Origin of the sequence: Thalassococcus arenae (genome assembly GCF_019104745.1) — a bacterium.
Lineage (GTDB): Bacteria > Pseudomonadota > Alphaproteobacteria > Rhodobacterales > Rhodobacteraceae > Thalassococcus_B > Thalassococcus_B arenae.
Window position 1 is genome coordinate 786,179 of record NZ_JAHRWL010000001.1, and the last position, 25,338, is coordinate 811,516.

The following is a 25,338-nucleotide window of genomic DNA, read 5'->3' on the forward strand; positions in this document are numbered from 1 at the left end:
CCGAGCAACGGGGAAAGGACCGCCATGTATCGTTTTGACGAAGAGATCGACCGCCGCGGCACCCATTCATCCAAGTGGGACACGCTGGAAAGCGGCTTCGGCATCACCGCCGAGGACGGTCTGGCGATGTGGACCGCCGACAGCGATTATCCGACGGCGCCCTGCGTGCTGGACGCGGTGCGCCGACAGCTCGACCATGGCCTGTTCGGCTATTTCACCGATGACGGCCCCTATCGCGCGGCGATCCGCTGGTGGATGGACGCGCGCCATGGCTGGCGGATCGAGCCGGACTGGATCCTGACGGCGCAAGGCCTGGGCAATGCCATCGCGCTGTGTCTCGACGTCTGGACCGCGCCGGGCGACCGGGTGGTGATCTTTCCGCCGGTCTACCATGAATTCGCCGCCAAGGTCCGCAAGGCCGGGCGCGAAGCGGTGGAATGCCCGTTGCGCCGCGACGGCGACCGTTATGAGCTGGACCTGGACGATGCGCAAAGCCGGCTGACGGGGCGCGAGACGATGCTGATCTGGTGTTCGCCGCAGAACCCGTCTGGCCGCATCTGGAGCGCCGACGAATTGCGCGCGGTCGCGGATTTCGCGACGCGCAACGGCCTGATCCTGGTGTCGGACGAGATCCATCACGATTTCATCTATCCCGGTGGAACCTTCGTGCCGATGCATGTCGCCGCGCCGCAGGCGACGGACCGGATGGTGGTGCTGACGGCAGCGTCCAAGACCTTCAACATCGCGGGCATGAAGACCGGCAACCTGATCATTCCCGATCCCGGTCTGCGCGCCGCGATGGCGCAACGGCTGCGGTCGATCGACTACAGCGCCAACCTGCTGGGCTACAAGATGGTGACCGCCGCCTATTCGCCCGAGGGCGCGGCCTGGGTCGACGCGCAGATCGCGCATCTGCTGGGCAACATCGCCAGCTTCGACGCCGCGGTGAACGCCATCCCCGGTGTGCGGTCGCTGCCGCTGGCCTCGACCTACCTGGCCTGGGTCGACTTTTCCGGCACCGGCATGACCGACGACGAGATCGCGGCGCGGGTCCGCGACGGCGCCCGCATCGCCGCCAGCCCCGGTCCCGGCTTCGGGACGGGGGGCGCGCGGTTCCTGCGTTTCAACCTGGCGACCAACCGTTCCCGCGTCGACGAGGCGGGGCGGCGGTTGCAGGCGGCCTTTGCCGATCTGCAGTGATCAGCGGCGCGGCGGGCGGGCCCTGTAGACCGGCAGCCGCCAGCCGAAGGCCAGCGACCCGGCGCGCAGCGTGACGGTCACGGCGGCGCAGATCGCCGCGCCGCTGGCCGGGGTCAGGCCGGCCCAGGACGCAGCGGCGGCGGCCAGCGAACCGGCCAGCGCGCAGGTCACGTAAAGCTCGCCCTGCTTGAGCACCAGGGGCACCTCGTTGGCCACGACGTCGCGCATCAGCCCGCCCGCGCAGCCGGTGACGATGCCCATGACCACGACGATTCCGGCCGCCTGGTCCAGCGCCAGGGCAATGCCCGAGCCGGCCGCGACCGCCACGCCCAGCGCCGCCGCGTCCAGCCACAGGATGGCGCGGTAGCGGCTTTCGATCAGGTGGGCGGTGAAGAACACCAGCAGCGCCGCGGCGCAGGCCACCACCAGGTAGACCGGATCGGCGATCCAGAAGACCGGGTTGCGGTCCAGCAGCACGTCGCGCAGCGTGCCGCCGCCGATGCCGGTCAGGCAGGCGAGAAAGGCGAAACCCACGATGTCCAGCTGCGCCCGGCTGGCCACCAGCGCGCCGGTCAGCGCGAACACCAGCACCGCGGTGTAGTCCAGCAGCGCCAGCAGGGTCATGCGCTGGCCGCGTCGGGTTTGGCGGGTTTGCCGGGTTTGAAGGGCGCCATGCCCGCCCGGGCCAGCGCATCGGCGCGTTCGTTCTCGGGATGGCCGGCATGGCCCTTGATCCATTCCCAGGTGACGGCGTGCCGGGCCTGTGCATCGTCCAGGCGCTGCCACAGTTCGGCATTCTTCACGGGCTTCTTGCTGGCGGTCTTCCAGCCGTTGCGCTTCCAGCCGTGGATCCAGCCGGTGACGCCGTTCTTGACGTAGGCGCTGTCGGTCACCACCGTGATGGTGCTGGGTTTCTCGAGCGTTTCCAGCGCCATGATTGCCGCCATCAGCTCCATGCGGTTGTTGGTGGTGTCGGCTTCGCCGCCCTGCAATTCGCGTTCGCGCAGCACCGCGTCGTCGCGGCGCGCCTGCAACAGCACGCCCCAGCCGCCGGGGCCGGGATTGCCGGAGCAGGCTCCGTCGGTGAAAGCGAAAAGATCAGGCATGGGCGGTGGTGGATATCCACGGTGCCACCGCGCCGTCAAGCCCCCGGTCGCGGCCGGTCCGCCACGCCCCGGGCGTGAGACCTGCGGCGCGCAGCAACGCGCCCAGGCTGTCGGCGGTGTAGTAGGCATAGACCCGGCCCAGCCGGTCGCGGGCCTCGCCCGTGCCTTCCTTGACGGCGATGTGGAACAGCCCGCCGGGCTTCAGCGCGGCGCGAATCGCCGCGAGGTGATGCGGCAGATCGGCCATCGGCGCATGCAGCAGGCTGAAATTGGCCCAGACGCCGTCATAGGCGGCCTGCGCGTCGAGATCGGCGAAACCGGCCTGGCGGGCGGTCACGCCGGGGTGACGGGCGGCCAGCCTGACCATCTCGGCCGAGGCGTCCCAGGCGTCGACCGCCAGACCCGCGGCCGCCATGTGCCGCGCCGAGCCGCCCGGTCCGCAGCCCAGATCCAGAACGCGGCCGCCCGGGGGCAACGCGGCGATGAAGGCGCGCAGGGTGGCGTCGGCCTCGCCGGCGGTGATCTGTTCGTATTCCGCCGCGCGGGCATCGTAGACGGCGATGGTTTCGGGATCGGTCATGGCGGCAGTGTTTCGCGCTTGTCCGTCCGAGGCAAGGGCGGACAGGGGGGCGTGCGTATTTGTCAAAGAGAAGAAGGGGCGGGGTTGCGCACCGGCCCTGGCTTCTTCTCTTTCGAAAATACGCCGGTCCTGCGGCTGACGCCCGCGCGCCATCAGAGCAGCACGCCGACGGCGAGGCAGGCGACGACCAGCGCGGTCAGGAGCCCGCGCAGCTGCATCCACCAGCCCGGCGCGAGGCCCCAGCGCCAGAATTGCCAGTCAAGCAGCAACAGGCCGGCAAAGCCGAAGATCAGGTTCATGCCGGCGCTCACCGGTCCGCCACCGGTCATGAAGAAGGCCCAGAGCGCCGGGATCACCGACAGCGCATAGCCCGTCGTCGCCTGCCCGCCCGTCGCCTTTGTGGCGAAGCCCCACAGCACCCCGGACATGAAGGACAGGATGACCGATCCGTAGAACAGCTGGACATAGGGGCCGACAAAGCGCGGACCCAGCATCGCGAGACCCCAGGCGGAGAGGCTGTCGGACAGCAGGGTCGCCGCGCCCCAGGCGAAGGGAATGACGCCGGCCAGGCCGAGGATCAGCGCGGAACGGGGAATGGTCTGCATGGGCGGCTTCCTGTGGCGGGCGGGGTCGCTGCCGGTCATCTAGCGCGGGACGCCGCGGATCGCCAGCGCCCGCGGCCGGCGCTCAGGCCCGTTCCAGCGCCAGCCGTCCCGCCAGAGCGGCGAAGAGCGCGGCGAAGGACCGGTTGAGCCAGCGCATGATGCGGTCGCTGCCGAGGATCCAGTCGCGGGCGCGGGCGGCGAACAGGCCGTAGAGCACGAAGACGGCGAAGGTCATCGCCATGAACACCCCGCCGAGGCCGATCATCTCGGCGGTGGCGGTGGCGGGATCGCCGCTCAGGAAGGGTGGCAGCAGGGCGAGGAAGAACAGCGACAGCTTGGGGTTCAGGATGTTGATGAGCGCGCCGCGGCGGGCGGTGACCCAGGCGCTTTCGGCCGAGCGGTCGGCGCGGACCTGCAGCGCCCCGCCCTGGCGCAGCGCGCCCCAGGCGAGCCAGAGCAGGTAGGCCACGCCGGCGAATTTCACCGTGGTGAACAGAACCGCCGAGCTGTGCAGAAGCGCGGCCAGGCCCAGCGTGGCGGCGGCGAGATGCGGCACGATGCCGATGGTGCAGCCCAGCGCGGCCGCCAGTGCCGGGCGCCGCCCCTGCCCCAGCCCGATCGCCAGCGTGTAGAGCACGCCAGTGCCGGGGGCGAGCACGACGACGAAGGCGGTGATCAGGAACTGGATGGACAGCATGACGAACCCCGGTTGCGGATGAGGGTGACGCTAGGGCGTGCACGGGCCGGGGTAAAGAGCGCGTTGCACCGCGCGGCGCCGGCGGGTGGTTCGGCAGCGGTCCCGACGCGGCGGGTTCGCGCAGCGGCCGGTTTGGCGCGACCGCGTCCGGAACGGTTCCGCGCCGTGCATCGCCGGCGGCAGAGTCTTGTCGTGTCGGTGTGCCGAGGCGCCGGCTGGCGATGTAGCCGCGGATCGCGGCCCGGTGCGGCTGTCCCGGGCGGGGTCCGCCGGCGGCCGGGGCCGGTCCGGGGCGATGGCCGGGGGTGCGCCGGCCGCGGCCGGGACGGCGACGCTGCCATATTCATGCCACCGTGGACCTGTATCCCGCGACCGAAACAGACATGGGAGAGGCACATGGCCGAGAAGACGGATGGGCCGCCGGCCGTTCTGGGTTGGCTGGGTTTCGCTTTCGGGGCGGCTGCGCTTGTCCTGACGATCGTGATGTTCTGGGCCGGACCGTTCGCACCGCAGCAGAGCGCGGGCGTCAGCCTGGGCGAGTTGGCGGCGGATATCGCCAGATCCGCGGCGCGGTCGGTTGCGGGTCAGCCTCAGCCCGAGCCCGAAACCCCGCTGCGCGATATCGACGATGTCCTGCAGATCGGCGTCGGCCTTCTGGCGGCACTTGCGGTGGTCGCCGGCATGGCCGGGCTGGTGCGCCGGGAAACAGGCCGCGCGGCGCTCGCCGGCATGTCGCTGGGCGCGCTGGCGGTGGGATTCCAGCTGTTCACCTGGACGGTGATGGCGATCGTCGGCGGTCTGGCCGTCGCGGCGGTCGTCTACGCGCTGCGCGACGCGTTCGGCGACATCCTGGGCGGGTTGTTCGACGGCTGAAGCGGCGTCCGCAGAGGCGAGGCGGATATCGTCGCGTTCAAAGTGTTTGGCAGCTGTGCGGGACGAAGGGGACGTTCGGCCAAAGGCGTGCCTTGGCCCGGAATCAAGGGCGAAGCCCGCCGGGCCGCGCCCTCCCTCCCTCCCCCTTGGGAGGGCGCATTTGCGACGCCGCACACCCGCACAATCGCGGGAGGTTCGTGGGACCATAAACCGGCGACAACAGCCGTCGAGAGCGCCCACCCGAGGGAGGGCGCGGCCCTATGTTGCTCCGGCCCTCACCGTCCGCCAAGGGCTCGATGCCGACCGTCGCGCCGTCTGGATCACGCGGGTTCGCGCAGCACGCGGGGCACCTTGAATTCGACATTCTCGACGGCGGTTTCCACCATTTCGACGGTGACGTCATAGCGGGTGCGGAAGGCGGCGATGACCTCGTCGATCAGCACTTCGGGGGCGCTGGCCCCGGCGGTGATGCCGACCGAGGCGATGCCATCCAGCGCGCGCCAGTCGATATCGGCGGCGCGCTGGACCAGCTGGGCATAGGCGCAGCCGGCCTTGGCGCCGACCTCGACCAGGCGCCGCGAATTCGACGAGTTCGGCGCGCCGACCACCAGCATCGCATCGCAGAGGGGTGCCATGGCCTTGACCGCCTCTTGCCGGTTGGTGGTGGCGTAGCAGATGTCTTCCTTGTGCGGGCCGACGATGGCGGGAAAGCGCGCCTGCAGCGCGGCGACGATATCGGCGGTGTCGTCCACCGACAGCGTGGTCTGGGTGACGAAGGCCAGGCGTTCGGGGTCGCGCACGGCGACGGTGGCCACGTCCTGAACGGTTTCGACCAGCAAAACCTCGCCCGGTGGCAACTGGCCCATCGTGCCGATCGTCTCGGGGTGGCCGGCATGGCCGATCATGATCATCTGCAGGCCGTTCTCGTGGTGGCGCGCGGCTTCGATATGCACCTTGGAGACCAGCGGACAGGTGGCGTCGACATAGATCATCTCGCGCCGCGCGGCTTCGGCCGGGACCGCCTTGGGCACGCCATGGGCGGAAAAGATCACCGGGCGGTCATCGGGGCAGTCGTCGAGCTCTTCTACGAAGACGGCGCCCTTGGCGCGCAGATCGTCGACCACGTATTTGTTGTGCACGATCTCGTGCCGCACATAGACCGGCGCACCCCATTTTCCCAACGCCATTTCGACGATCTTGATCGCGCGGTCGACTCCGGCGCAAAACCCGCGAGGCGCGGCGAGATAGAGGGTGAGGGGCGGTCGGGTCATCGGCAGGGCTCCGGCGGGTCGGACCACAGGTAGACCCGGATGCGAAGCCCGTCCAGTCCCCCGGGGCCTTGATCCCGCGCCTTTGCGTTCTACGGTATACCGGCGGACGGATGAAAGACGGCCCGGCCCATGAACGACTTCGACGACTCATTCTTCGACAAATCCGAGGCGCGGATCGCCGCCTTGCAGGCCCGCCTGTCGCAGGACGCGCTTGAGGGCATCGCGCGCGAGGCGGTGCGCCGGCTGGCCGAGCGCGACAGCCGGCTGGGCGGCACCGATCCCGAACACCCCGTCGCGGCGGATATCGCGACGCTGGTCGCCGCGCTGATCAACCGCGACCAGGCGCGCGCACGGGTCAAGATGCAGTGGCTGCAGGCACAGGGGCTGACGCTGGACGTGTTGTATGGCCGCTATCTTGCGCCCGCCGCGGCGTTGCTGGGGCAGATGTGGGAACAGGACCGCCTGAGTTTCGCCGAGGTGACGATGGGCGCGGGGCGGATCTTCGAACTGGTGCGGATGCTGCGCGATGCGTTGCCGCCGACGCGGATCACCCGCAATGCGCCGGTGCTGTTCGCCACGGTTCCGGGCGAACAGCACGGCATCGGCATCGAGATGGCGGCGGAACTGTTCCGCCAGCACGGCTGGGACGTGCGGCTGATGATCGGCGCCGACCACGACACGATCATGGCCGAGATCGGCCAAGTGGCCTGCGTGGTCCTGGGCCTTTCGTCGGGCGGGCGCGCGTCGGCGGCGGCGCTGGCGCAACTGGTGCACGCCGTGCGGGTGACCTATCCCGAGGTGTATCTGATGCTGAGCGGGCGGGTCGTGACGGAAGATCCCGGCCTGATTTCGGCCATGCAGCCCGACACCGCGATCGCCAATGTCGAGGACGCGCTGGCGGTGATCGAGGCGCTGTCGGGCGAAGCCGTACGATAACGTGGACGTGATGTGACCTTCCTGCGCTGGAACGGTGTTGGTCGTTCGGCAAGCCCACTTGAGACGAGACCGATGATGACCCGATCCTGGCTGCTGCCCATGACCCTGTTGCTGGCCGCAAGCGCGGCTGGCGCGCAAATGACCCCGGCGCCCAGCAAGGGCGTGCTGCCCTATGACCAACCGGACCGGGTGAGCAACGGTGCGCGGATCTATGCCGATTACTGTGCGTCATGCCACGGCGTGGCGCTGGAAGGGCAGCCGGATTGGCGGGTGCCCGACGCCGATGGCTATCTGCCCGCGCCGCCGCATGATCCGTCGGGTCATACCTGGCATCACGACGACCTGCTGCTGCTGCGGATCGTCACGCTGGGCACCGAGGCGATCGTCGGTGGCAATTACAGATCCAACATGTCGGGGTTCGGCGATGTCCTGGAGCCGGACGAGATCCTGGATGTGCTGGGCTTCATCAAGAGCACATGGCCCGACGAAGTGATCGAGATCCACAACGAGATCAACGGCCGCTCGGGCGCGTTCGGCAACTAGCGGAGCGTGCGGCCGCCGGGCCGCTCCGCATCCCGTCGGGCGGCGTCAACTGCCGCCCGCGGCAACCTCGAAATTGCGTTCTGCGGATTGCTCGCGCGGGGGGCGCCCGATGACGTCGCGCAGTTCGTCCAGTTCGATGAAATTGTCGGCCTGGCGGCGCAGTTCGTCGGCGATCATCGGCGGCTGGCTGCGGATCGTGGACACGACCGAAACTCTAACCCCTTGACGTTGCAAGCTTTCTACCAGCGGTCGGAAATCGCCGTCACCCGAGAACAGGACGATGTGATCGACCCGCGGGGCCAGTTCCATGGCATCGACGGTCAGTTCGATATCCATGTTGCCCTTGACCTTCCGGCGGCCCTGGCTGTCGGTGTATTCCTTGGCCGGCTTGGTCACCATGGTGAAGCCGTTGTAGTGCAACCAGTCCACCAGCGGCCGGATCGGCGAGTATTCATCGTTCTCGAGCAGCGCTGTGTAATAGAAGGCGCGCACCATCTTGCCACGGCGAGCGAACTCCTGACGCAGAAGCTTGTAGTCGATATCGAATCCAAGCGCTTTGGCTGCGGCGTATAGATTCGATCCGTCGATGAACAGCGCGAGCCGTTCGTCCTTGTAAAACATCAAAAGTCCTTCCAGGTAATCGGCAGCGTGCGAGTTGTCCGTGAGTGTGAGTGGTAAATGTGCACGCTCCTGAATACGTAACAATAATCTGTTTGTCGCTCCATTCAACCCATACAACCTATGCGAAAGATAGCGCAATCGTCACAATTGAACAAGAATGCCTGATCGCCCTTGGTTCGAACCTTGGTTCAAGGGCCGGATCGCCGGTCGAAACGGTGGCGGCCGCGCTGTCGGCGCTGGCGGATTCGGGGCTGCGGCTGCGGCGGGTCAGCCGGTTTTTCGCGACGCCGTGTTTTCCCGCGGGCGCGGGGCCGGACTATGTGAATGCCTGCGCCGCGGTCGGTGCGACCATGCCCCCGCCGGCGGTGCTGGCCTTGTTGCACGACATCGAAGCGCGGTTCGCGCGCGAACGCACGGATCGCTGGGGCAGCCGGACGCTGGACCTGGACCTGCTGGCGCAGGGCGATGCCGTGTTGCCGGACGCCGCGACGCAGACGCGCTGGCGCGACCTTGCCCCTGACCGCCAGCGCAGCGAGGCGCCGGAGACGCTGATCCTGCCGCATCCGCGCCTGCAGGAACGCGCCTTCGTGCTGGTGCCGCTGGCCGACATCGCGCCGGACTGGCGCCACCCGCTTGCCGGAACGACGGTTCGTGATATGCTGACGGCCATCCCCGGTTCCGACCGGGCGTCGATCACGGCCCTTTGAGGGCAATCGCGCCTTGTGCTTTGCGGCAAGGCGCGATACATCGTGACTTTCCGATGCCCGGCACCGGCCGCAGGATGCCGTTGCCGACCCCGACACTGACTGGAAGTGGAGCGCCCGATGGCCCGCGTGACCGTAGAAGACTGCGTTGACAAGGTTCCGAACCGGTTCGAGCTGGTGATGCTCGCCGCGCACCGGGCCCGCGAGATTTCGGCCGGGGCCGCGATCACCGTGGATCGCGACAACGACAAGAACCCGGTCGTCGCCCTGCGCGAGATCGCCGACGAAACGCAGTCGGCCGACGAACTGCGCGAGCGCCTGATCGAATCGAACCAGACCCAGATCGAGGTCGACGAACCCGAAGAGGACGCCATGGCCCTGCTGATGGGCGCCGAGGCGGACAAGCCGGTCGAAGACGATATGTCCGAAGAGAAACTCCTGCGTGCGCTGATGGAGGCGCAGGGACAGGGCTGAGGCCCGGTCGCGGACCGGGCGGGGATGGGCGCAATTGATCGCGGCAGAAGACCTTGTTGCACTGGTCCGCAACTACAACCCCAAGACCAATGCACGTCTGATCGAGGAGGCCTATGATTACGGCCGCCGGATGCATGACGGCCAGGTGCGCAAATCGGGCGAGCCGTATTTCAGCCATCCCGTCGCCGTCGCGGCGATTCTGACCGAGCAGCAGCTGGACGATGCCACCATCGTCACCGCCCTGCTGCACGACACGATCGAAGACACCCGGTCGACCTTTTCCGAGATCGAAGGCCATTTCGGCCGCGAGATCGCGGAACTGGTCGACGGCGTCACCAAGCTGACCAATCTGCAACTGTCCAGCTCGGAGACCCAGCAGGCCGAGAATTTCCGCAAGCTGTTCATGGCGATGTCCAAGGACCTGCGGGTGATCCTGGTCAAGCTGGCGGACCGGCTGCACAACATGCGCACGATCCGCGCCATGTCGACGGACAAGCAGGTGCAGAAGGCGCGCGAGACGATGGACATCTATGCGCCGCTGGCCGGCCGCATGGGCATGCAATGGATGCGCGAAGAGCTGGAGGACCTGGCCTTTCGCGTGCTGAACCCCGAGGGGCGCAGTTCGATCATCCGGCGGTTCATCACGCTGCAGAAGGAAACCGGCAACGTGATCCACCGGATCACCGCCGACATGCGCCACGAGCTGGAAAAGGCCGGGATCGAGGCCGAGGTGTTCGGCCGCGCCAAGAAGCCCTATTCGATCTGGCGCAAGATGCAGGAAAAGAAGGTCGGGTTCTCGCGGCTGTCCGACATCTATGGATTCCGCGTCATCACCGATACCGAGATGGATTGCTACGCCGCGCTTGGCGCGATCCACCAGCGCTGGCGCGCGGTGCCGGGGCGGTTCAAGGATTACGTCAGCCAGCCCAAGTCGAACGGCTATCGCAGCATCCACACCACCGTGTCCGGGCGCGACGGCAAGCGGGTCGAGGTGCAGATCCGCACCCGGCAGATGCATGACGTCGCCGAAACCGGCGTCGCCGCGCATTGGGCCTATCGCGACGGCCAGCGCGCCAAGAACCCCTTTGCCGTCGATCCGGCGAAATGGATCGCCTCGCTGACCGAACAGTTCGACGCCGAGGACGATCACGACGCGTTTCTCGAAGCTGTCAAACTCGAGATGTATTCCGACCAGGTGTTCTGCTTTACACCCAAGGGGGACGTCGTGAAGCTGCCCAAGGGCGCGACGCCGCTGGATTACGCCTATCAGATCCACACGCGGATCGGGTCGGCCTGCGTCGGCGCCAAGGTGGACGGCATCCGCGTGCCGCTGTGGACGCGGCTGAAGAACGGCCAGTCGGTCGAGATCATCACCGCCGAGGGCCAGACCCCGCAGGCGACCTGGCTGGACATCGCCACCACCGGCAAGGCGAAATCGGCGATCCGCCGCGCGCTGCGCGATGCCGGGCGCGAACGCTTTGCCCGGCTGGGCCGTGAACTGGCCCGCGCGGCGTTCGAGAATGTCGGCAAGAAGGCCACCGACAAGGTGCTGGAGAAAGCCGCCAAGACCTTGCGGCTGGAAGACGCCGAGACGCTGCTGGCGCGCATGGGCAGCGCCGAGCTGACGGCGCGCGAAGTGGTGCAGGCGGTCTATCCCGACCTGGCGCAGGTCGACGAGGCCGAGGTCGAGGTGCGCCGCGCCGTCGTCGGCCTGGAGCACGACCAGGGGTTCGAACGCGCGCCCTGCTGCCAGCCGCTGCCGGGCGAACGCATCGTCGGGCTGGCGCGCCGGGGGCATGGTGTGATGGTCCATGCCATCGACTGCGCGGCGCTGGCCGATTTCGAGGACCAGCCGCAGCGCTGGATGGACCTGCACTGGGCCGAGGGCAAGCATCCGTCGGTCTATGTCGTCACGCTGGAGCTGACGATCGGCAACGATGCCGGGGTCCTGGGACGAATCTGCACATTGATCGGCGAGCGGAAGGCCAATATCAGCGACTTGCATTTCGTCGACAGGAAACCAGATTTCTACCGATTGCTGGTTGATATCGAACTGAGCGACGCCGAGCATTTGCATTCGGTGGTCTCGACCCTTGAGGCGGAAAGCAATGTCGCCTCGGTGGAGCGCCGCCGCGATCCGGGGCTTGCCGCACCCACGGCGGCGGATCAGGCGGCGGAGTGACGGAAGGGCCGGGCTTTGGTTTTCAAGCGACGCGACAGGCGCCCGATCTGGAAGGCCGTGCTGGAAGCGTTCTGGCCGAAGGGCGGCTGGGGGCGCGCCGCGCTTTATGTCCGCCACCGCCTGCACCGCCTGCCCGACCCGCCGCACACCATCGCCCGCGGCATCTTTGCCGGGGTCTTCACCACCTTCACGCCGTTCTACGGGCTGCATTTCATCATCGCCGGTCTGCTGGCGCTGGTGATGCGCGGCAACGTGCTGGCGGCGATGCTGGCGACGTTCTTCGGCAACCCGCTGACCTATGTGCCGATCGGCGTGATCGCGATGCAGAGCGGCTACTGGCTTCTGGGGCTGGATGGCGGCGACAATCCGCGCTTTCATCACGGGCTGGGCGAAAAGTTCGTCAAGGCCGGGCAGGACCTGTGGCACAACGTGCGCGCCCTGTTCACCGACGATGTTGCGCATTGGTCCGAGTTGCGGGTGTTCTACGACGAGGTGTTCTTTCCCTACCTGATCGGTGGAATCATCCCCGGCCTGATCGCGGGAATCGCCTGCTATTACATCTCGCTGCCGCTGATTTCGGCCTATCAGAACCGCCGCAAGGGCCTGCTGAAACAGAAGCTGGCGGCGCTGAAGAAGAAAAAGGCCGACACCCGGAGCGGCGCCGAATAGGCGCGGCATTTGCGGTTTTCCCGGCGCGCGCGGCGGACTAGGTTGAGCGCGACGAGGGAAGGAAAGACCCGATGACAAGCTATGCCGGACGCCTGCGCCTGGGCGTCAACATCGACCACGTGGCGACCGTCCGCAACGCCCGCGGCAGCGCCTATCCCGATCCGCTGCGCGCCGCCAAGATCGCCGAAGAGGCCGGCGCCGACGGCATCACCGCGCATCTGCGCGAAGACCGCCGACATATCTCGGACGCCGATATCGAGGCGCTGATGGCGGGGCTGAACCTGCCGCTGAATTTCGAGATGGCCGCCACCGACGAGATGCAGAAGATCGCCCTGCGCCACAAGCCGCACGCGGTCTGCATCGTGCCGGAAAAGCGCGAGGAACGCACCACCGAGGGCGGGCTGGAAGTGGCGCGCGAGGAAAACCGCCTGGCGCATTTCATCGCGCCGCTGCGCGAGGCGGGCTGCCGGGTGTCGATCTTCATCGCCGCCGACCGCCGCCAGATCGAGGCCGCGCACCGGATCGGCGCCGAGGTGATCGAACTGCATACCGGGGCCTATTGCGATTTCCATGCCGAGGGCCGGCTGGAGGAGCGCGACGCCGAATTCGCCCGCCTGCGCGACATGGCGGCCTTTGGTCATGCGCTGGGGCTGGAAGTGCATGCCGGCCACGGGCTGACCTATGACACGGTGCAGCCGGTGGCGGGTCTGCCGCAGGTGATGGAGCTGAATATCGGTCATTTCCTGATCGGCGAAGCGATCTTTCGCGGGCTCGACCCGGCGATCCGCGAGATGCGCCGCCTGATGGACGAGGCCCGCGCGGAGCCTGCGGCGTGATCCGCCATGTCGTGATGCTTCGGCTGCGTGCCGACGCCGATGTCGACGAATTGCACGCCGTCATGGCCGGCCTGGACGCGCTGCGGGCGCAGATCGACGGGTTCACCGGGTTCAGCCACGGCCCCAACCGCGACATGGAGCTGAAATCTTCGGCCTGGCCGCATGGCTTCATCGCCGATTTCGCCGATGCCGCGGCGCTGGCGCGCTATGCCGCCGATCCCGGACACCGCGCGCTTGGGGCGCGGCTGGTGGCGCTTTGCGAAGGCGGCGGCGACGGGATCATGGTCTACGATCTGGAGACGTCCGCGTGATCCTGGGCATCGGCACCGACCTGTGCAACATCGAGCGCATCCAGGGCACGCTGGACCGCTTTGGCGACCGGTTCCGCAACCGGGTGTTCACGGATGTCGAGCAGCGCAAGGCCGAGCGGCGGCGCGATATCGCGGGCACCTATGCCAAACGCTGGGCCGCGAAAGAGGCGTGTTCCAAGGCGCTTGGCACCGGGTTGCGGATGGGCATCGCCTGGAAGGACATGGCGGTTTCGAACCTGCGCACCGGCCAGCCCGTGATGCATGTCACCGGCTGGGCGGCGGACCGGCTGGCCGAGATGACGCCGCCGGGGCACGAGGCGATCATCCACGTGACGCTGACCGACGATTTCCCCTGGGCCCAGGCCTTTGTGGTGATCGAGGCGCGGCCGAAACCCTAGACGTCGAACCGGCCCTGTTCGGTGTTCTTGTTCAGCCGTTCGGCCGGGAATACCCGCCCGTTCATCACCCCCCAGACCCCCGGTGCCAGCAGTTGCGCCGCCACGACCGCGCCGCCCAGGTTGAACTCGCCATCCGAGGCATAGAGCGAGAACGGCCGCATCGCGCCGGTCAGCACCACGCATTTGTCCGGCGCGACGCCCTGCAGGAACCGTGCGGTGCGCCCCATCGTGCCGGTGCCGTGGGTGACGACCAGCGCGGGTTCCGGCGCCGCGGCCACGGCGCGGGCGATGGCGTCGCGATCGGCATCGTCGAAATACAGACTGTCCTTGAGCATCAACAGCGACACGGTCGGGAAATCGCAGCGCCCGATGCGCAGCATCTCGGGGATGTGGGTGGCGCCGTCGGGCGAAAAGGCCAGACCTTCGCTGGCCATGTCGTGGACCTTGTCGATGGTCCCGCCCGTGACGATGATCCTGACGTCCTTCATGGCCCTCTCCCCGGCAAATGCGCGCCCCGACCGATAGCCGCCGGAGCCGGTCGCGGCAAGCCGCGCCGCCTATGGCTTGACACCCCGCGCGCGGCTCCGCATGTAGCCCGGGCACAGCCGAAAAGGGGCATCGGGCATGGCCAAAGAGGCAAAGTCGGGCGGCGGGTTCCTGGAAACCGTCAAGACCATCGTCTACGCGCTGCTGATCGCGGGCGTGTTCCGGACCCTGTTCTATCAACCCTTCTGGATTCCGTCGGGATCGATGAAGGACACGCTGCTGATCGGCGATTTCCTGTTCGTCAACAAGATGGCCTATGGGTATTCCTATGCGTCCTGCCCGTCGGTCAAGATTCCGTCGATCGGGATCAACATCGACGCCACGCATCTGTGCGGCTGGCTGGATGGCGACAACACCCGCATCCTGGGCGGCGAGCCCGAGCGCGGCGACATCGCCGTCTTTCGCCACCCGGTGACCGGCGGCGACTTCATCAAGCGCATCGTCGGCCTGCCGGGCGAGACGATCCAGATGAAGGGCGGCGTGCTGCACATCAACGGCGAACCGGTGCAACTGCAACTCGACGGCACGTTCGAGGAAACCGCCGGACCGCAAGGCCCGCAGCGCCTGCGCCCGCGCTGCGCCAACGGCCCGGTCGGCACCGGCGCACTGTGCATCAAGGAAAAGTTCGTCGAAACCCTGCCCGGCGGTCACGCGCATTCGATCCTGAACATCACCATGCAGGGCAGCGACAACACGCCGGTCTATACCGTGCCCGAGGGGCATTATTTCATGATGGGCGACAACCGCGACAATTCCTCGGACAGCCGCGTGCCCAACATCGCCGGCGGGGTGGGTTTCGTGCCCTATGAAAACCTGCTGGGCCGCGCCAGCCGGGTGATGTTCTCGTCCGCGGGCCGGTCGATGCTGTTCTTCTGGACCTGGCGCGGCGACCGGTTCTTCGAGAAGATCGAGTGAAGCTGTCGGCCGATCTGGCCGCCTTCGAGGCGCGTCTGGGCCACCATTTCGCCCAGCCCGACCTTCTGCGCCGCGCGCTGACCCACGGGTCGATGTCCGGACCGGGCCGCGAGGACAACCAGCGGCTGGAATTCCTGGGCGACCGGGTGCTGGGCCTGGTCATGGCGCAGGCCCTGCTGGAGGCCGACCCGGACGCCGCCGAAGGCCTGCTGGCGCCGCGCTTCAACGCGCTGGTGCGCAAGGAAACCTGCGCCGAGATCGCCCAGCAGATCGACCTGGGCAGCGTGCTCAAGCTGGGGCGGTCGGAACAGCGCAGCGGCGGGCGGCGCAAGCTGGCCCTGCTGGGTGACGCGATGGAGGCGGTGATCGCGGCGGTCTATGTGGACGCCGGGTTCGCCGTCGCGCAGGCGCTGGTCCTGCGGCTGTGGGGTGACCGGGTGCACCGGGTCGAGGCCGACGCCCGCGACGCCAAGACCACCTTGCAGGAATGGGCGCAGGCGCGCGGCCTGCCGCCACCCAGCTACGTGGAAAAGGCCCGGTCGGGGCCCGACCACGCGCCGGTCTTCACCATCGAAGCGCGGCTGCAGACCGGCGAGACCGCGCAAGCGCAGGCCGGGTCGAAACGCCAGGCGGAACAGGATGCCGCCAAGGCACTGCTGGACAGGCTGGGCTGACACCGTGCGGGTGTCAGGCAAAGGCCTGAACGCGGGCGGTGGGCGGGGCCGAGAACATGCCGCGGGCAATGGCAAAGTGATCCTGGGCCGGGTGTCGGGGAACCCGGCGCGGGGGGTGCGGTTGCGGCCGGGCATCGGCGGTTTGCCGAGGCCCGGAACCGGGGGCCGTCGCGGTTCGGGGGGGCGCGGTGCGGGCGGGCGCGGGCTGCGGGTCGGGCCGGGGCTGGCGCATACCGGGCGCGGCTTCGCGCCGTGACGCGGATTGGTCCCGCGCGGCGCAGTCCGGCCTTTCGCCGGCCGGTTGCCGCCGCTTGTGGATCACCGACAGCGAATCAAAGGCGTCATTCACCGCAGTCAGCCGGCGCACGGCCTCGTCCGGCGCGGCCTTGCAGACATCCGGGTGCCAGCGCTTGACCAGCCTTCGCCAGGCGGCGCGGATGGTGGCGAAATCGTCGGCAGGCGTGACGCCGAGCACGGCGTAGGGCGACGGGGATCGAAGGGTCTGGCTGCGGGGCATGGCGCGGTCCTTTTCGCTTGCCCGGTGCGATCCGGGCCGGTCGTGACGGCCCGCCCCTGCCCCCGCCGGGCCAGTCCGACAAAATAAGGCATAACTTTGTCCCAAACTTGCGAGAAGCCCAATTCTTGCCACAAAGTTAACGCAATCGGGACAAAACTCCGCCTTTTCCGGGCCACAGAAAGCGAAGCCGATGCGCGGCACATTCAGCGACTCCCAGCGCGGCAGCCTGTTCATGTGCCTGGCGATGCTGGGCTTCGGGATCGAGGACGCGTTCTTCAAGGCCGCGACCGGCCTTGGCGCCAGCCCCGGCCTGGCCACCGTGCAGTTCGGCCTGACCGCGATGACGATCTACGCGGTGCTTGCATGGCGGGCGGGCGTGCGTCTTTGGGATGCAGCCTATCTGCAGCCGCGCCTGTTGATCCGCACCGGGTTCGAGATCTGCGGCCGGCTGTTCTTTGCGCTGGCGCTGGCCTACACGCCGCTGTCCACCACTTCGGCCATCCTGCAGGCCGCGCCCCTGGTGGTGATGCTGGGTGCCGCGCTGGTGCTGGGCGAACGGATCGGACCGCGCCGCTGGGTGGCCATGGCGGTGGGGCTGGCCGGCGTGTTGCTGATCGTGCGCCCGTCACCGGCGGGGATCGAGGCGAACGCCGTCTTCGCACTGCTGGGGATGGTCGGGTTCGCCGGACGCGACCTGGCCACCCGCGCCGCGCCCGCCCATGTCCATGCCGCGCAACTGGGCGTTCTGGGCTTTGCCGTGGTCACTTTTGCCGGCCTGGTGATCCTGGGCTTCGAAACCGCACCGCCCGCATTGCCCCTGCCCGCAAGCCTGCTGCTGCTGGGCACCACGCTGGCGGGCGTGGTCGGCTATTCCGCGCTGACCAAGGCCATGCGCACCGGCGCCGTGGCGGTCGTCGCGCCTTTCCGCTATTTCCGGCTGCTGGTGGCGTTGGCGCTGGCCTATGCGGTCTTTGGCGAAAGACCCGATGCACAGACGCTGACAGGCGCGATGCTGATCGTCGGCGCCGGGCTGTATTCGCTCTGGCGCGAAGGCAGGGCTGGCGCGGCGCGGCGATCCGCGCTAGAGGACGCGCCTTGATGCAGGATCACCCCATGACCACACGTGCCGGATTCGTCGCCCTGATCGGAGAGCCCAATGCGGGCAAGTCCACGCTGACCAACCGCATGGTCGGCGCCAAGGTGTCGATCGTCACCCACAAGGTGCAGACCACCCGCGCCCGCATCCGCGGTGTCGCCATCGAGGGCGACACCCAGATCGTCTTTGTCGATACGCCGGGATTGTTCACGCCACGCCGCAGGCTGGACCGGGCGATGGTCAAGGCGGCCTGGGGTGGCGCCGCGGATGCCGATATCACCGTGCTGCTGGTCGAGGCGCATCGCGGGCTGACCGCCGGCGTGCAGCGCATTCTCGACGGGCTGGCCGATCTGCCCAAGGGGCTGCGGGTGGCTCTGGCGATCAACAAGATCGACAGGGTCGCGGCCAAGGCGCTGCTGGCGCTCTCGCAAAAGCTGAACGACGCCTATCCGTTCGAAAAGACCTTCATGATCTCGGCCGAAAAGGGCCACGGCGTCGCCGATCTGCGCGCCTGGCTGGCAGCGGCATTGCCCGAAGGCCCCTGGCTCTACCCCGAGGACCAGATCGCCGACCTGCCGCTGCGGATGATCGCGGCGGAAATGACCCGCGAGAAACTGACCCTGCGGCTGCACCAGGAACTGCCCTACCAGCTGACCGTCGAAACCGAAGCCTGGGAGGAACGCCCCGACGGGTCGGCCCGGATCGACCAGGTGGTCTATGTCAGCCGCGCCGGCCACAAGGGCATCGTGCTGGGCAACAAGGGCGAGACGATCAAGGCGATCTCCAAGGCCGCCCGCGAAGAGCTGGTAGAGTTCCTGGGCCGCAAGATCCACCTGTTCCTGCAGGTCAAGGTCCGCGAAAAATGGCAGGACGAGGCCGAACGCTATTCCGAGATGGGCCTGGATTTCCGGGACGGCAATGCCTGACGCCTGCGCATCTAGCGCGCCGGTGCGGCACAGCGCCGGAGCGCGGTCCCGGAGCAAGTCCGGGACTGTGCTGCGCGGCGAGCGGGACGATCCGCGGAAACCGCGCCCGTGACCCGGCTGACGGCACGGTTCTGGGTCGACGCCTATCTCGCGCGGCTGCGCCAGCACGCAATCCCCGCCTTCGTCACCGCGCATGGCGACGACCAGGCGGGCGCGGTGCTGGTGAAACTCGCCACGCTGGACGGGCAGGCGCGGGCGTTCACCCGGAGCTTCGACCTGGCGACCGGTGCCCGGATCTGGTCCGAACTGGCGGCCGGAACGGAACCGGAGGTTGACGCCGCCATCGCCCGCCAACGCGGTTTCGACCCCGATCTCTGGGTCCTCGAAGTCGAGGACCGCCAGGGCCGCCACCTGCTGGACCAGGACGGGTTTTCGGGCTGACCCCGGACGAAGCGCGGCCGTCACCGTTCCGACGGCGTATTTTTCAAAGAGAAGAAGCCAGGACCGGTCTTTGCGACCCGCCGCGGCTCGCCGCCCCTGCCCCTTCTTCTCTTTCGCAAATACGCAAAACCGCCGCCCAAAGCCGCAGGCGGCGGGCGGCAAACCCTGCGCGGCGCAGCCGCACCTTTTGGATCGGCGCTGGACAGCCCGGGCAACCGGGCCCACCTTGGCGGCCATGGAGTGGCGCGACACCGGCATCTTGCTTTCGGCCCGGCCGCATGGCGAAACCGCGGCGATCCTCGAGGTTTTCACCCCGGGCCATGGTCGCCATGTCGGGGTGCTGCGCGGCGGCGCCTCGCGCAAGCAGGCCGCCGTGCTGCAACCCGGCGCACAGCTGGACCTGGCCTGGCGCGCGCGGCTCGAGGACCATATCGGTGCCTTCACCGCCGAGCCGCAGCGGTCGCGCAGCGCGGCGGCGATGGCCGACCGGCTGGCGCTGGCGGGGTTGAACGCCGTCTGCGCGATGCTGTCGTTTTCCCTGCCCGAACGCGAACCGCATCCGGCGCTCTACCGGCGCAGCGAAACGCTGCTCGACCTGCTCGACCGGCCCGACCTTTGGCCCCTGGCCTATCTGCGGTGGGAACTGGCTTTGCTGGACGCGTTGGGCTTCGGGCTCGATCTGACCTGTTGTGCCGCGACGGGCGCGACCGAGGGGTTGGCCTATGTCTCGCCGAAAACCGGCCGGGCGGTGTCTTTGGCGGGTGCCGGCGATTGGGCGCCGCGGCTGCTGCCGTTGCCGCCGGTGCTGCTGGGTCAGGGCGCGGCCGACGATGCCGAGATCGCAGACGGTTTGCGGCTGACCGGGTATTTCCTGCAACACCGGCTGGCGTCCGAGTTGCGCGACAGACCGCTGCCCGCGGCGCGCGGCGTGTTCGTCGACCGGGTCGTACGGCGCGCCCGCGCCGGTGGCGATCCGTGAGCGCTGCGTCACGCGCGCTCTTTTGTCCCCCGCCGATCCGCGCTAGGCAGGTGCCATGATGTGGACGCTGCCCAACATCCTGACGACGCTCCGCCTGCTGGCCGCGCCCGGCATCGCGGTGCTGTTTCTCTATTTCGCCCGTCCCTTCGCCGATTGGGCGGCGCTTCTGCTGTTTCTGGCCGCCGCCGCGACGGACTGGATCGACGGGCGGCTGGCGCGGGCCTGGGGGCAGGAAACCAGGCTGGGCGCGATGCTGGACCCGATCGCCGACAAGGCGATGGTGGCGGTCGCGCTGCTGGTGATCGTGGGCTATTCGTCGATGTCGCCCTGGCTGGTGCTGCCGGCCACCTTCATCCTGTTCCGCGAGGTTTTCGTTTCGGGCCTGCGGGAATTCCTGGGCCAGGCTTCGGGCGATCTGAAGGTCACGAAACTGGCCAAGTGGAAGACCACCGCGCAGATGCTGGCGATCGCGGTCTTGTTCGGGCAGGGCGTGTTCGAGCATTATTTTGGCATGTCGGCCTGGGGCATGGACGAGGCGCTGATCGCCGACGTTCTGGACGGCCGGGTCGAGGACACGCAAGGCCTGCGCTGGAAGCTGACGGGCATGGTCTGGGCCGGCAATGGCGGGCTGGTCCTGCTGTGGGTGGCCGCGGCGCTGACCGTGATCACCGGCTGGGATTATTTCCGCAAGGCCCTGCCGATGCTGAGGGAGGATCGCTGATGGACGTGCTGTATTTCGCCTGGGTGCGCGAACGCATCGGCCTGCCGAAAGAACGGATCGAGACACGGGCGGCGACGGTGGCCGAACTGGTCGACGAACTGCGCGCCCGCGAAGAACGCTACGCGGCCGCCTTCGCCGATCTGTCGGCCTTGCGCGTCGCCGTTGACCAGGAATTGACGGATTTCGACGCGCCGCTGGCCGGCGCGCGCGAGGTGGCGTTCTTTCCGCCGATGACCGGGGGCTGAGGCATGCGCGTGGTCGTGCAGGAACAGCCATTCGATTTCGGCGCCGAGGCGGCGGATTTCGCCAAGGGCCGGGACGATATCGGCGCGGTGGTGACCTTTTCCGGCATCGTGCGGGCCGACGGGGCGATGACCGACATGGAAATCGAGCATTACCCCGGCATGACGGAAAAGGCGCTGGCCGCCATCGCCGCCGAGGCGCAAGCCCGCTGGGCCCTTGGCGATGTGCTGGTGATCCATCGCTTTGGCATGATGCGGCCGGGCGAGCAGATCATGATGGTGGCCACGGCGTCGAAACACCGCAAGGACGCGTTCGAGGCGGCGGAATTCCTGATGGATTACCTGAAATCCCGCGCGCCGTTCTGGAAGAAGGAAAGCGGCGCGGGCGGCGAAGGCTGGGTCGCCGCCAGGGACGAGGACGAGGCCGCGCTGGACCGCTGGTAGGCGCGCGTCTTGTCCCGAAACGACGGAAGCCGCCGGGCGAACCGGCGGCTTCGGTTTTTTCAGACTTTCGCGGTCAGGCGAACTTGCGGATCTCGCCCGACTTGAGCCGCGACTGGTAACTGTTCAGCTCGCGCTTGACGATCGGCATCAGGCAATAGAGCGCGATGATGTTGACCACCGCCATGGCGAAGATCGCCGCATCCGAGAAGTCGATCACCGGGCCCAGATTGGCGGCCGCGCCGATCACCACGAACAGGCAGAAGATCACCTTGAAGATCAGCTCCTTGGTGTGGCCTTCGCCGAACAGGAAGGTCCAGGCCTTGAGGCCGTAATAGGACCAGCTGATCATCGTCGAGAAGGCGAACAGGATCACCGCGATGGCCAGCACGTACTGGAACCAGCCAAAGGCCGACGAGAACGCCGCCGAGGTCAGCGCCACGCCCTTGTTGCCGTCCACGGTCTGGATCGTCGAGGCGCCTTCGTCCAGCAGGTAGAGCCCGGTATTGGGGTCCTGGATCAGCTGGCCGGTGATGATGATCACCAGCGCCGTCATGGTGCAGATCACCACCGTGTCGATGAACGGCTCGAGCAGCGACACGAAGCCTTCGGTGATCGGCTCCTTGGTGCGCACGGCCGAGTGCGCGATGGCGGCCGAACCGACACCCGCCTCGTTCGAGAACGCCGCCCGCTTGAAGCCCTGGATCAGCGCGCCGACCATGCCGCCGGCGACGCCCGCGCCGGTGAAGGCGCCGTTGAAGATCTCGCCGAAGGCCCAGCCGATCTTGTCGGCGTTCATCAAGATGATGACCAGCGCCGCGGCGACATACATGATGCCCATGAACGGCACGACCTTTTCGGTCACCCGGGCGATGGATTTCAGGCCGCCCACGATCACGATGAAGACCACGAAGGCAAAGACGATGCCGGTGATCCAGCCGGGGTAGTCGCCCACCACGTTCGAGATCTGCGCATGCGCCTGGTTGGCCTGGAACATGTTGCCGCCACCGAGCGCGCCGAGGATGCAGAAGACCGAGAACAGGATCGCCAGGAACTTGCCCGCGGGCAGGCCGCGTTCGGCGAAACCCTTGGTCATGTAGTACATCGGACCGCCCGATACCGTGCCGTCTTCGTATTCGTTGCGGTATTTCACGCCCAGGGTGCATTCGGTGAATTTCGACGCCATGCCCATCAGGCCGGCGAGGATCATCCAGAACGTCGCCCCCGGCCCGCCGATGCCCACGGCGACGGCCACCCCGGCGATGTTGCCCAGGCCGACCGTGCCCGACAGCGCGGTTGCAAGCGCCTGGAAATGGCTGACCTCACCGGCATCGTTGGGGTCGGAATAGTCGCCCTTGACCAGCGAGATCGAGTGCGGAAAGGCGCGGAACTGGATCAGGCCGAAATAGACGGTGAAGATCGTCGCGGCGATGACCAGCCAGGCCACGATCCACGGAAAGGTCGTTCCGGGGAAGTTGCTGAAGATGAGGTTGACGAACCAGCCGGTCGAGTTGGCGAAGATCTGGTTGACCTGTTCGTCGATGGATTGCGCCAGCGCGGGGCCGGACGCCCCTGCCAGCATCAGGACGGAAAGCGCCGCCCGCGAAAACGTCTTGGTCATGGCGTTGTGTTTCCTTCCTGTCATGGAACGATGGTGACGGGCACCGGCGCAACCTGCGCCAGGCTTCCGGCGACGGACCCGAACAGGCGCGACGAAAACCCGGATTCCCCTGTGCGGCCGATGATGATCTGGTCCGCCTTCTCGTCCTTGGCGATCCGGCACAGGGTTTCGGCGATGTGGCCGTATTTCAGTGTGGTTTCGACCGTGATCCCTTCCTTGGCCAACTGCGCCACAACCGGGCCCAGCACGGCGGTTTCCGCGCGCGACAATTCCTCTTTGCGGCGCGCGTGGCGTTCCTCGATTTCCTCGGGGGTCAGGAACGAATACGGCGACCATTCCAGCACATGCGCCAGAACAAGGCTGCCACCCTGCGCCTTCAGTTGCTTGACGGCAAAGTCGAGCGCCGATTTACCTCCGGCGCTGTCGTCGTAGCCGACGACGATTTTCCTGGTCATCTGTCCCTCCTTGTGGATCGCCCGTTTTCGGACTGATCCGGTCAGTCTACGCCATTCGGAGGATTTTCGCGCATGAATTGTGCGATCGGACGTTTTCCAGCCAACAACACGCATCTTTCGGCGGCGTCCGGTTGCGGTGTTTGGCCACATGGCACCGGACGGACACACGAATGATGCAGGGACGCGTTCTTGCAGTGAACAGGGTGACCGATGAAACACTCCATGCTTCTTGTTCTGACGATCGGCGTGCTGGCATCCTGCGATGCAGCCCCGACGCAGACCGCCGTGCGACAGTCGACGGACACCGCATCGCCGGCCTCGGAGACACAAGGCACGGTGTCGCCCGCGAAACCGGGGATCGTCGCGGTCAAGGGCCTGTCCTATCGTGTCGAGGCAAGCGCCGACCGGACCACGGCGCTGGTCGGGCTGCCGGAACCGCGGCGCAAGTTCCAGGGGCGTGATGTCGAGGCCGCGGCGGCAGCGGCCACGGGCTGCGCGGCCAGGATCCTTCCCGGCGAATGGGCGTTCCTGGGCGATCTCACCACGTTCGAGCTGAGCAACCTGCGTCCCGATGTGCGCCGTCCGTTCCCCGGATGGCGGGTCAGCCTGGCCTGCTGAGCGGATCCGCTTTACGCCAGCGACCCCTGGCGGCGGCACGCCGCCGGCGCGGATAACTCGGCCGTTGGCCCTTGCCGTGCCGCGGGTGCGGTCATATCCTTTGACCAATTCGGCCCCAGACTTCAGCCCGCAAGAGCGCCCCCATGCCATTCCGCCCCGTCCAGTCCGAAAAGCTGTCGCACGCTGTCGTGCGGCAGATCGAGCAGTTGATCCTGCGCGGCGTGCTGCGCCCGGGAGAACGGCTGCCGGCGGAACGCGAGCTGTCGGAAAAGCTGGGCGTGTCGCGCCCCAGCTTGCGCGAGGCGGTGGCGGAGCTGCAGGATCGCGGGCTGCTGACGTCCCGCGCCGGGGCCGGGATCTATGTCGCCGACGTTCTGGGCTCGGCCTTTTCCGAGGCGCTGATCCATCTGTTCGCCAACCATGACGAGGCGGTGTTCGACTACCTGTCCTTTCGCCGCGACATGGAAGGCCTGGCCGCCGAACGCGCGGCGCAACACGGCACCGAGACCGACCTCAGGGTGATCCAGCAGATCTACGACAAGATGGAGGCCGCCCATCAAAAGCGGAACCCGGCCGACGAGGCGCGGCTGGACGCGGATTTCCACCTGGCGATCATCGAGGCCAGCCACAACGTCATCATGTTGCACATGATGCGGTCGATGTATCAGCTGCTGCGCGAAGGCGTGTTCTACAACCGCCAGATCATGTTCAAGCAACGCACCACCCGCGACAGCCTGCTGGCCCAGCATCGCCGCATCAACGAGGCGTTGCAGGCGCGCGATCCGGCCGCGGCCCGCGCCGCCGTCGAGGCGCATCTGAGCTATGTCGAGCAGGCGTTGCACGACGACCGCAAGGCCGAGGCGCACGAAGCCGTGGCACGCCAGCGCTATGAACGCGAGACGGCGCGCGGCTGAATCCGGGTGGTTTGGGTTTGGGGTCAGTCATTCCGGACGTTTTTCAACTGGCACACAGCCGCGCAATTGCAGACGCGCGCGGGGGCGATCTGACGTCTATTCTGCGTGCTTTATTCCAGCCAGGTCAGGACGATATCTGAGCTGCGCGCTCACCTTGACCGTATCGCCGCCGCGTGGAGGCGCGTCATGCTGGATGCATGCCTTTGGCATGACGATTGCGCGGCGG

General features: G+C 67.6%; 33 protein-coding genes. 22 read left to right on the forward strand and 11 right to left on the reverse strand.

Annotation, left to right across the window (positions count from 1 at the left end; genetic code table 11):
* The first annotated feature begins 24 nt into the window (after positions 1 to 24).
* Complete coding sequence (locus tag KUH32_RS03890; RefSeq protein ID WP_217776751.1) at positions 25 to 1,200, forward strand: MalY/PatB family protein; 1,176 nt, start codon at positions 25 to 27, stop codon at positions 1,198 to 1,200.
* Here the strand turns inward: KUH32_RS03890 and KUH32_RS03895 are convergent, their stop codons facing one another.
* From KUH32_RS03895 to KUH32_RS03915, 5 genes are all read right to left on the reverse strand, one after another.
* On the reverse strand, positions 1,201 to 1,824 hold the full coding sequence (locus KUH32_RS03895; RefSeq protein WP_217776752.1) for a trimeric intracellular cation channel family protein: 624 nt from the start codon (positions 1,822 to 1,824) through the stop codon (positions 1,201 to 1,203).
* Positions 1,821 to 2,306, reverse strand: coding sequence for a ribonuclease HI (rnhA, locus tag KUH32_RS03900; protein WP_217776753.1), 486 nt, complete (start codon positions 2,304 to 2,306; stop codon positions 1,821 to 1,823). Before rnhA ends, KUH32_RS03895 begins: the two co-directional genes overlap by 4 nt.
* Complete coding sequence (locus KUH32_RS03905) at positions 2,299 to 2,886, reverse strand: class I SAM-dependent methyltransferase (protein WP_217776754.1); 588 nt, start codon at positions 2,884 to 2,886, stop codon at positions 2,299 to 2,301. The genes rnhA and KUH32_RS03905 overlap by 8 nt, the downstream gene beginning before the upstream one ends.
* Positions 2,887 to 3,038: 152 nt before the next feature.
* Entirely contained in the window at positions 3,039 to 3,491 is a 453-nt protein-coding gene (locus KUH32_RS03910; protein ID WP_217776755.1) for a DUF3429 domain-containing protein, read from the reverse strand.
* Positions 3,492 to 3,573: 82 nt separating this feature from the next.
* A complete protein-coding gene (locus tag KUH32_RS03915; protein WP_217776756.1) occupies positions 3,574 to 4,188 on the reverse strand; it encodes a LysE family translocator in 615 nt (204 codons plus the stop codon).
* Between the two features lie 396 nt (positions 4,189 to 4,584).
* On the opposite strand from KUH32_RS03915, the gene KUH32_RS03920 reads away from it, so the two are divergent.
* Positions 4,585 to 5,061: a hypothetical protein gene (locus KUH32_RS03920; protein WP_217776757.1), complete on the forward strand. Its 477-nt coding sequence runs from the start codon at positions 4,585 to 4,587 to the stop codon at positions 5,059 to 5,061.
* Between the two features lie 320 nt (positions 5,062 to 5,381).
* Here KUH32_RS03920 and ispH read toward each other — a convergent pair whose 3' ends face one another.
* Positions 5,382 to 6,332 carry a 4-hydroxy-3-methylbut-2-enyl diphosphate reductase gene (gene ispH / locus KUH32_RS03925; protein ID WP_217776758.1) on the reverse strand — a complete coding sequence of 317 codons (951 nt, stop codon included), beginning with the start codon at positions 6,330 to 6,332 and terminating at the stop codon, positions 5,382 to 5,384.
* 129 nt (positions 6,333 to 6,461) lie between these two features.
* On the opposite strand from ispH, the gene KUH32_RS03930 reads away from it, so the two are divergent.
* Positions 6,462 to 7,268, forward strand: coding sequence for a cobalamin B12-binding domain-containing protein (locus KUH32_RS03930; RefSeq protein WP_217776759.1), 807 nt, complete (start codon positions 6,462 to 6,464; stop codon positions 7,266 to 7,268).
* Between the two features lie 75 nt (positions 7,269 to 7,343).
* Complete coding sequence (locus KUH32_RS03935) at positions 7,344 to 7,811, forward strand: c-type cytochrome (protein ID WP_217776760.1); 468 nt, start codon at positions 7,344 to 7,346, stop codon at positions 7,809 to 7,811.
* A gap of 45 nt (positions 7,812 to 7,856) precedes the next feature.
* Here the strand turns inward: KUH32_RS03935 and KUH32_RS03940 are convergent, their stop codons facing one another.
* The gene (locus KUH32_RS03940) at positions 7,857 to 8,432 is read right to left on the reverse strand and encodes a LabA-like NYN domain-containing protein (protein WP_217776761.1); all 576 of its coding nucleotides are present in this window, start codon (positions 8,430 to 8,432) and stop codon (positions 7,857 to 7,859) included.
* 92 nt (positions 8,433 to 8,524) lie between these two features.
* Here KUH32_RS03940 and folK point away from each other — a divergent pair, with 92 nt between their 5' ends.
* From folK to acpS, 7 genes are all read left to right on the forward strand, one after another.
* On the forward strand, positions 8,525 to 9,139 hold the full coding sequence (folK, locus tag KUH32_RS03945) for a 2-amino-4-hydroxy-6-hydroxymethyldihydropteridine diphosphokinase (protein WP_431358173.1): 615 nt from the start codon (positions 8,525 to 8,527) through the stop codon (positions 9,137 to 9,139).
* Positions 9,140 to 9,256: 117 nt separating this feature from the next.
* Complete coding sequence (rpoZ, locus tag KUH32_RS03950) at positions 9,257 to 9,610, forward strand: DNA-directed RNA polymerase subunit omega (protein WP_217776762.1); 354 nt, start codon at positions 9,257 to 9,259, stop codon at positions 9,608 to 9,610.
* A gap of 34 nt (positions 9,611 to 9,644) precedes the next feature.
* On the forward strand, positions 9,645 to 11,792 hold the full coding sequence (locus KUH32_RS03955; RefSeq protein ID WP_217776763.1) for a RelA/SpoT family protein: 2,148 nt from the start codon (positions 9,645 to 9,647) through the stop codon (positions 11,790 to 11,792).
* Between the two features lie 15 nt (positions 11,793 to 11,807).
* Complete coding sequence (locus KUH32_RS03960; protein ID WP_217776764.1) at positions 11,808 to 12,461, forward strand: DUF2062 domain-containing protein; 654 nt, start codon at positions 11,808 to 11,810, stop codon at positions 12,459 to 12,461.
* A gap of 71 nt (positions 12,462 to 12,532) precedes the next feature.
* The gene (locus KUH32_RS03965; RefSeq protein ID WP_217776765.1) at positions 12,533 to 13,297 is read left to right on the forward strand and encodes a pyridoxine 5'-phosphate synthase; all 765 of its coding nucleotides are present in this window, start codon (positions 12,533 to 12,535) and stop codon (positions 13,295 to 13,297) included.
* Positions 13,294 to 13,608, forward strand: a complete 315-nt coding sequence (locus tag KUH32_RS03970; protein ID WP_348541080.1) for a Dabb family protein — start codon at positions 13,294 to 13,296, stop codon at positions 13,606 to 13,608. The genes KUH32_RS03965 and KUH32_RS03970 overlap by 4 nt, the downstream gene beginning before the upstream one ends.
* The gene (gene acpS / locus KUH32_RS03975) at positions 13,605 to 14,006 is read left to right on the forward strand and encodes a holo-ACP synthase (protein WP_217776766.1); all 402 of its coding nucleotides are present in this window, start codon (positions 13,605 to 13,607) and stop codon (positions 14,004 to 14,006) included. The genes KUH32_RS03970 and acpS overlap by 4 nt, the downstream gene beginning before the upstream one ends.
* Here acpS and KUH32_RS03980 read toward each other — a convergent pair.
* Positions 14,003 to 14,494: an asparaginase domain-containing protein gene (locus KUH32_RS03980; RefSeq protein WP_217776767.1), complete on the reverse strand. Its 492-nt coding sequence runs from the start codon at positions 14,492 to 14,494 to the stop codon at positions 14,003 to 14,005. The genes acpS and KUH32_RS03980 overlap by 4 nt on opposite strands.
* 136 nt (positions 14,495 to 14,630) lie before the next feature.
* On the opposite strand from KUH32_RS03980, the gene lepB reads away from it, so the two are divergent.
* Complete coding sequence (gene lepB / locus KUH32_RS03985) at positions 14,631 to 15,467, forward strand: signal peptidase I (protein ID WP_217776768.1); 837 nt, start codon at positions 14,631 to 14,633, stop codon at positions 15,465 to 15,467.
* Positions 15,464 to 16,141 carry a ribonuclease III gene (gene rnc, locus KUH32_RS03990; protein ID WP_217776769.1) on the forward strand — a complete coding sequence of 226 codons (678 nt, stop codon included), beginning with the start codon at positions 15,464 to 15,466 and terminating at the stop codon, positions 16,139 to 16,141. Before lepB ends, rnc begins: the two co-directional genes overlap by 4 nt.
* A 13-nt stretch (positions 16,142 to 16,154) precedes the next feature.
* Here rnc and KUH32_RS03995 read toward each other — a convergent pair whose 3' ends face one another.
* Positions 16,155 to 16,658 (reverse strand): J domain-containing protein, encoded by a 504-nt coding sequence (locus KUH32_RS03995; protein WP_217776770.1) that lies wholly within the window; start codon positions 16,656 to 16,658, stop codon positions 16,155 to 16,157.
* Positions 16,659 to 16,848: 190 nt separating this feature from the next.
* Between KUH32_RS03995 and KUH32_RS04000 the strand changes: the two genes are divergently transcribed.
* The 7 genes from KUH32_RS04000 (at position 16,849) to KUH32_RS04030 (ending at position 21,507) form a co-directional block, all read left to right on the forward strand.
* Positions 16,849 to 17,757: a DMT family transporter gene (locus KUH32_RS04000; RefSeq protein ID WP_217776771.1), complete on the forward strand. Its 909-nt coding sequence runs from the start codon at positions 16,849 to 16,851 to the stop codon at positions 17,755 to 17,757.
* Positions 17,758 to 17,771: 14 nt separating this feature from the next.
* Positions 17,772 to 18,680: a GTPase Era gene (gene era, locus KUH32_RS04005; protein WP_217776772.1), complete on the forward strand. Its 909-nt coding sequence runs from the start codon at positions 17,772 to 17,774 to the stop codon at positions 18,678 to 18,680.
* A gap of 108 nt (positions 18,681 to 18,788) precedes the next feature.
* Entirely contained in the window at positions 18,789 to 19,121 is a 333-nt protein-coding gene (locus KUH32_RS04010; RefSeq protein ID WP_217776773.1) for a DUF1491 family protein, read from the forward strand.
* A gap of 235 nt (positions 19,122 to 19,356) precedes the next feature.
* Entirely contained in the window at positions 19,357 to 20,100 is a 744-nt protein-coding gene (recO, locus tag KUH32_RS04015) for a DNA repair protein RecO (RefSeq protein ID WP_217776774.1), read from the forward strand.
* 55 nt (positions 20,101 to 20,155) lie between these two features.
* A complete protein-coding gene (gene pgsA, locus KUH32_RS04020; protein WP_217776775.1) occupies positions 20,156 to 20,821 on the forward strand; it encodes a CDP-diacylglycerol--glycerol-3-phosphate 3-phosphatidyltransferase in 666 nt (221 codons plus the stop codon).
* Entirely contained in the window at positions 20,821 to 21,066 is a 246-nt protein-coding gene (gene moaD / locus KUH32_RS04025) for a molybdopterin converting factor subunit 1 (RefSeq protein WP_217776776.1), read from the forward strand. Before pgsA ends, moaD begins: the two co-directional genes overlap by 1 nt.
* Positions 21,067 to 21,069: 3 nt before the next feature.
* Positions 21,070 to 21,507, forward strand: a complete 438-nt coding sequence (locus tag KUH32_RS04030; RefSeq protein WP_217776777.1) for a molybdenum cofactor biosynthesis protein MoaE — start codon at positions 21,070 to 21,072, stop codon at positions 21,505 to 21,507.
* Between the two features lie 73 nt (positions 21,508 to 21,580).
* On the opposite strand, the gene KUH32_RS04035 is transcribed toward KUH32_RS04030, so the two are convergent.
* Together KUH32_RS04035 and KUH32_RS04040 are read right to left on the reverse strand one after the other, a co-directional pair.
* A complete protein-coding gene (locus KUH32_RS04035) occupies positions 21,581 to 23,125 on the reverse strand; it encodes an alanine/glycine:cation symporter family protein (protein ID WP_217776778.1) in 1,545 nt (514 codons plus the stop codon).
* A 20-nt stretch (positions 23,126 to 23,145) separates the two neighbouring features.
* Entirely contained in the window at positions 23,146 to 23,580 is a 435-nt protein-coding gene (locus tag KUH32_RS04040; RefSeq protein WP_217776779.1) for a universal stress protein, read from the reverse strand.
* A gap of 222 nt (positions 23,581 to 23,802) precedes the next feature.
* Here KUH32_RS04040 and KUH32_RS04045 point away from each other — a divergent pair, with 222 nt between their 5' ends.
* Positions 23,803 to 24,198, forward strand: coding sequence for a hypothetical protein (locus KUH32_RS04045; protein WP_217776780.1), 396 nt, complete (start codon positions 23,803 to 23,805; stop codon positions 24,196 to 24,198).
* 143 nt (positions 24,199 to 24,341) lie between these two features.
* Entirely contained in the window at positions 24,342 to 25,112 is a 771-nt protein-coding gene (locus tag KUH32_RS04050) for a FadR/GntR family transcriptional regulator (protein ID WP_217776781.1), read from the forward strand.
* The last annotated feature ends 226 nt before the right edge of the window (positions 25,113 to 25,338 follow it).

Coding starts and splice junctions, on each gene's coding strand:
- KUH32_RS03980 (WP_217776767.1), bottom strand. CDS start 14,494: ATGAAGGACGTCAGGATCATCGTCACGGGCGGGACCATCGACAAGGTC.
- pgsA (WP_217776775.1), top strand. CDS start 20,156: ATGATGTGGACGCTGCCCAACATCCTGACGACGCTCCGCCTGCTGGCC.
- lepB (WP_217776768.1), top strand. CDS start 14,631: ATGGCCAAAGAGGCAAAGTCGGGCGGCGGGTTCCTGGAAACCGTCAAG.
- moaD (WP_217776776.1), top strand. CDS start 20,821: ATGGACGTGCTGTATTTCGCCTGGGTGCGCGAACGCATCGGCCTGCCG.
- KUH32_RS03895 (WP_217776752.1), bottom strand. CDS start 1,824: ATGACCCTGCTGGCGCTGCTGGACTACACCGCGGTGCTGGTGTTCGCG.
- ispH (WP_217776758.1), bottom strand. CDS start 6,332: ATGACCCGACCGCCCCTCACCCTCTATCTCGCCGCGCCTCGCGGGTTT.
- KUH32_RS04045 (WP_217776780.1), top strand. CDS start 23,803: ATGCTTCTTGTTCTGACGATCGGCGTGCTGGCATCCTGCGATGCAGCC.
- KUH32_RS04030 (WP_217776777.1), top strand. CDS start 21,070: ATGCGCGTGGTCGTGCAGGAACAGCCATTCGATTTCGGCGCCGAGGCG.
- era (WP_217776772.1), top strand. CDS start 17,772: ATGACCACACGTGCCGGATTCGTCGCCCTGATCGGAGAGCCCAATGCG.
- KUH32_RS03920 (WP_217776757.1), top strand. CDS start 4,585: ATGGCCGAGAAGACGGATGGGCCGCCGGCCGTTCTGGGTTGGCTGGGT.
- KUH32_RS03890 (WP_217776751.1), top strand. CDS start 25: ATGTATCGTTTTGACGAAGAGATCGACCGCCGCGGCACCCATTCATCC.
- rnhA (WP_217776753.1), bottom strand. CDS start 2,306: ATGCCTGATCTTTTCGCTTTCACCGACGGAGCCTGCTCCGGCAATCCC.
- KUH32_RS04035 (WP_217776778.1), bottom strand. CDS start 23,125: ATGACCAAGACGTTTTCGCGGGCGGCGCTTTCCGTCCTGATGCTGGCA.
- KUH32_RS03995 (WP_217776770.1), bottom strand. CDS start 16,658: ATGCCCCGCAGCCAGACCCTTCGATCCCCGTCGCCCTACGCCGTGCTC.
- KUH32_RS03915 (WP_217776756.1), bottom strand. CDS start 4,188: ATGCTGTCCATCCAGTTCCTGATCACCGCCTTCGTCGTCGTGCTCGCC.
- KUH32_RS03930 (WP_217776759.1), top strand. CDS start 6,462: ATGAACGACTTCGACGACTCATTCTTCGACAAATCCGAGGCGCGGATC.
- KUH32_RS03935 (WP_217776760.1), top strand. CDS start 7,344: ATGACCCGATCCTGGCTGCTGCCCATGACCCTGTTGCTGGCCGCAAGC.
- KUH32_RS03910 (WP_217776755.1), bottom strand. CDS start 3,491: ATGCAGACCATTCCCCGTTCCGCGCTGATCCTCGGCCTGGCCGGCGTC.
- KUH32_RS04040 (WP_217776779.1), bottom strand. CDS start 23,580: ATGACCAGGAAAATCGTCGTCGGCTACGACGACAGCGCCGGAGGTAAA.
- rpoZ (WP_217776762.1), top strand. CDS start 9,257: ATGGCCCGCGTGACCGTAGAAGACTGCGTTGACAAGGTTCCGAACCGG.
- KUH32_RS03940 (WP_217776761.1), bottom strand. CDS start 8,432: ATGTTTTACAAGGACGAACGGCTCGCGCTGTTCATCGACGGATCGAAT.
- KUH32_RS03905 (WP_217776754.1), bottom strand. CDS start 2,886: ATGACCGATCCCGAAACCATCGCCGTCTACGATGCCCGCGCGGCGGAA.
- KUH32_RS04050 (WP_217776781.1), top strand. CDS start 24,342: ATGCCATTCCGCCCCGTCCAGTCCGAAAAGCTGTCGCACGCTGTCGTG.
- KUH32_RS03965 (WP_217776765.1), top strand. CDS start 12,533: ATGACAAGCTATGCCGGACGCCTGCGCCTGGGCGTCAACATCGACCAC.
- recO (WP_217776774.1), top strand. CDS start 19,357: ATGGAGTGGCGCGACACCGGCATCTTGCTTTCGGCCCGGCCGCATGGC.
- KUH32_RS04000 (WP_217776771.1), top strand. CDS start 16,849: ATGCGCGGCACATTCAGCGACTCCCAGCGCGGCAGCCTGTTCATGTGC.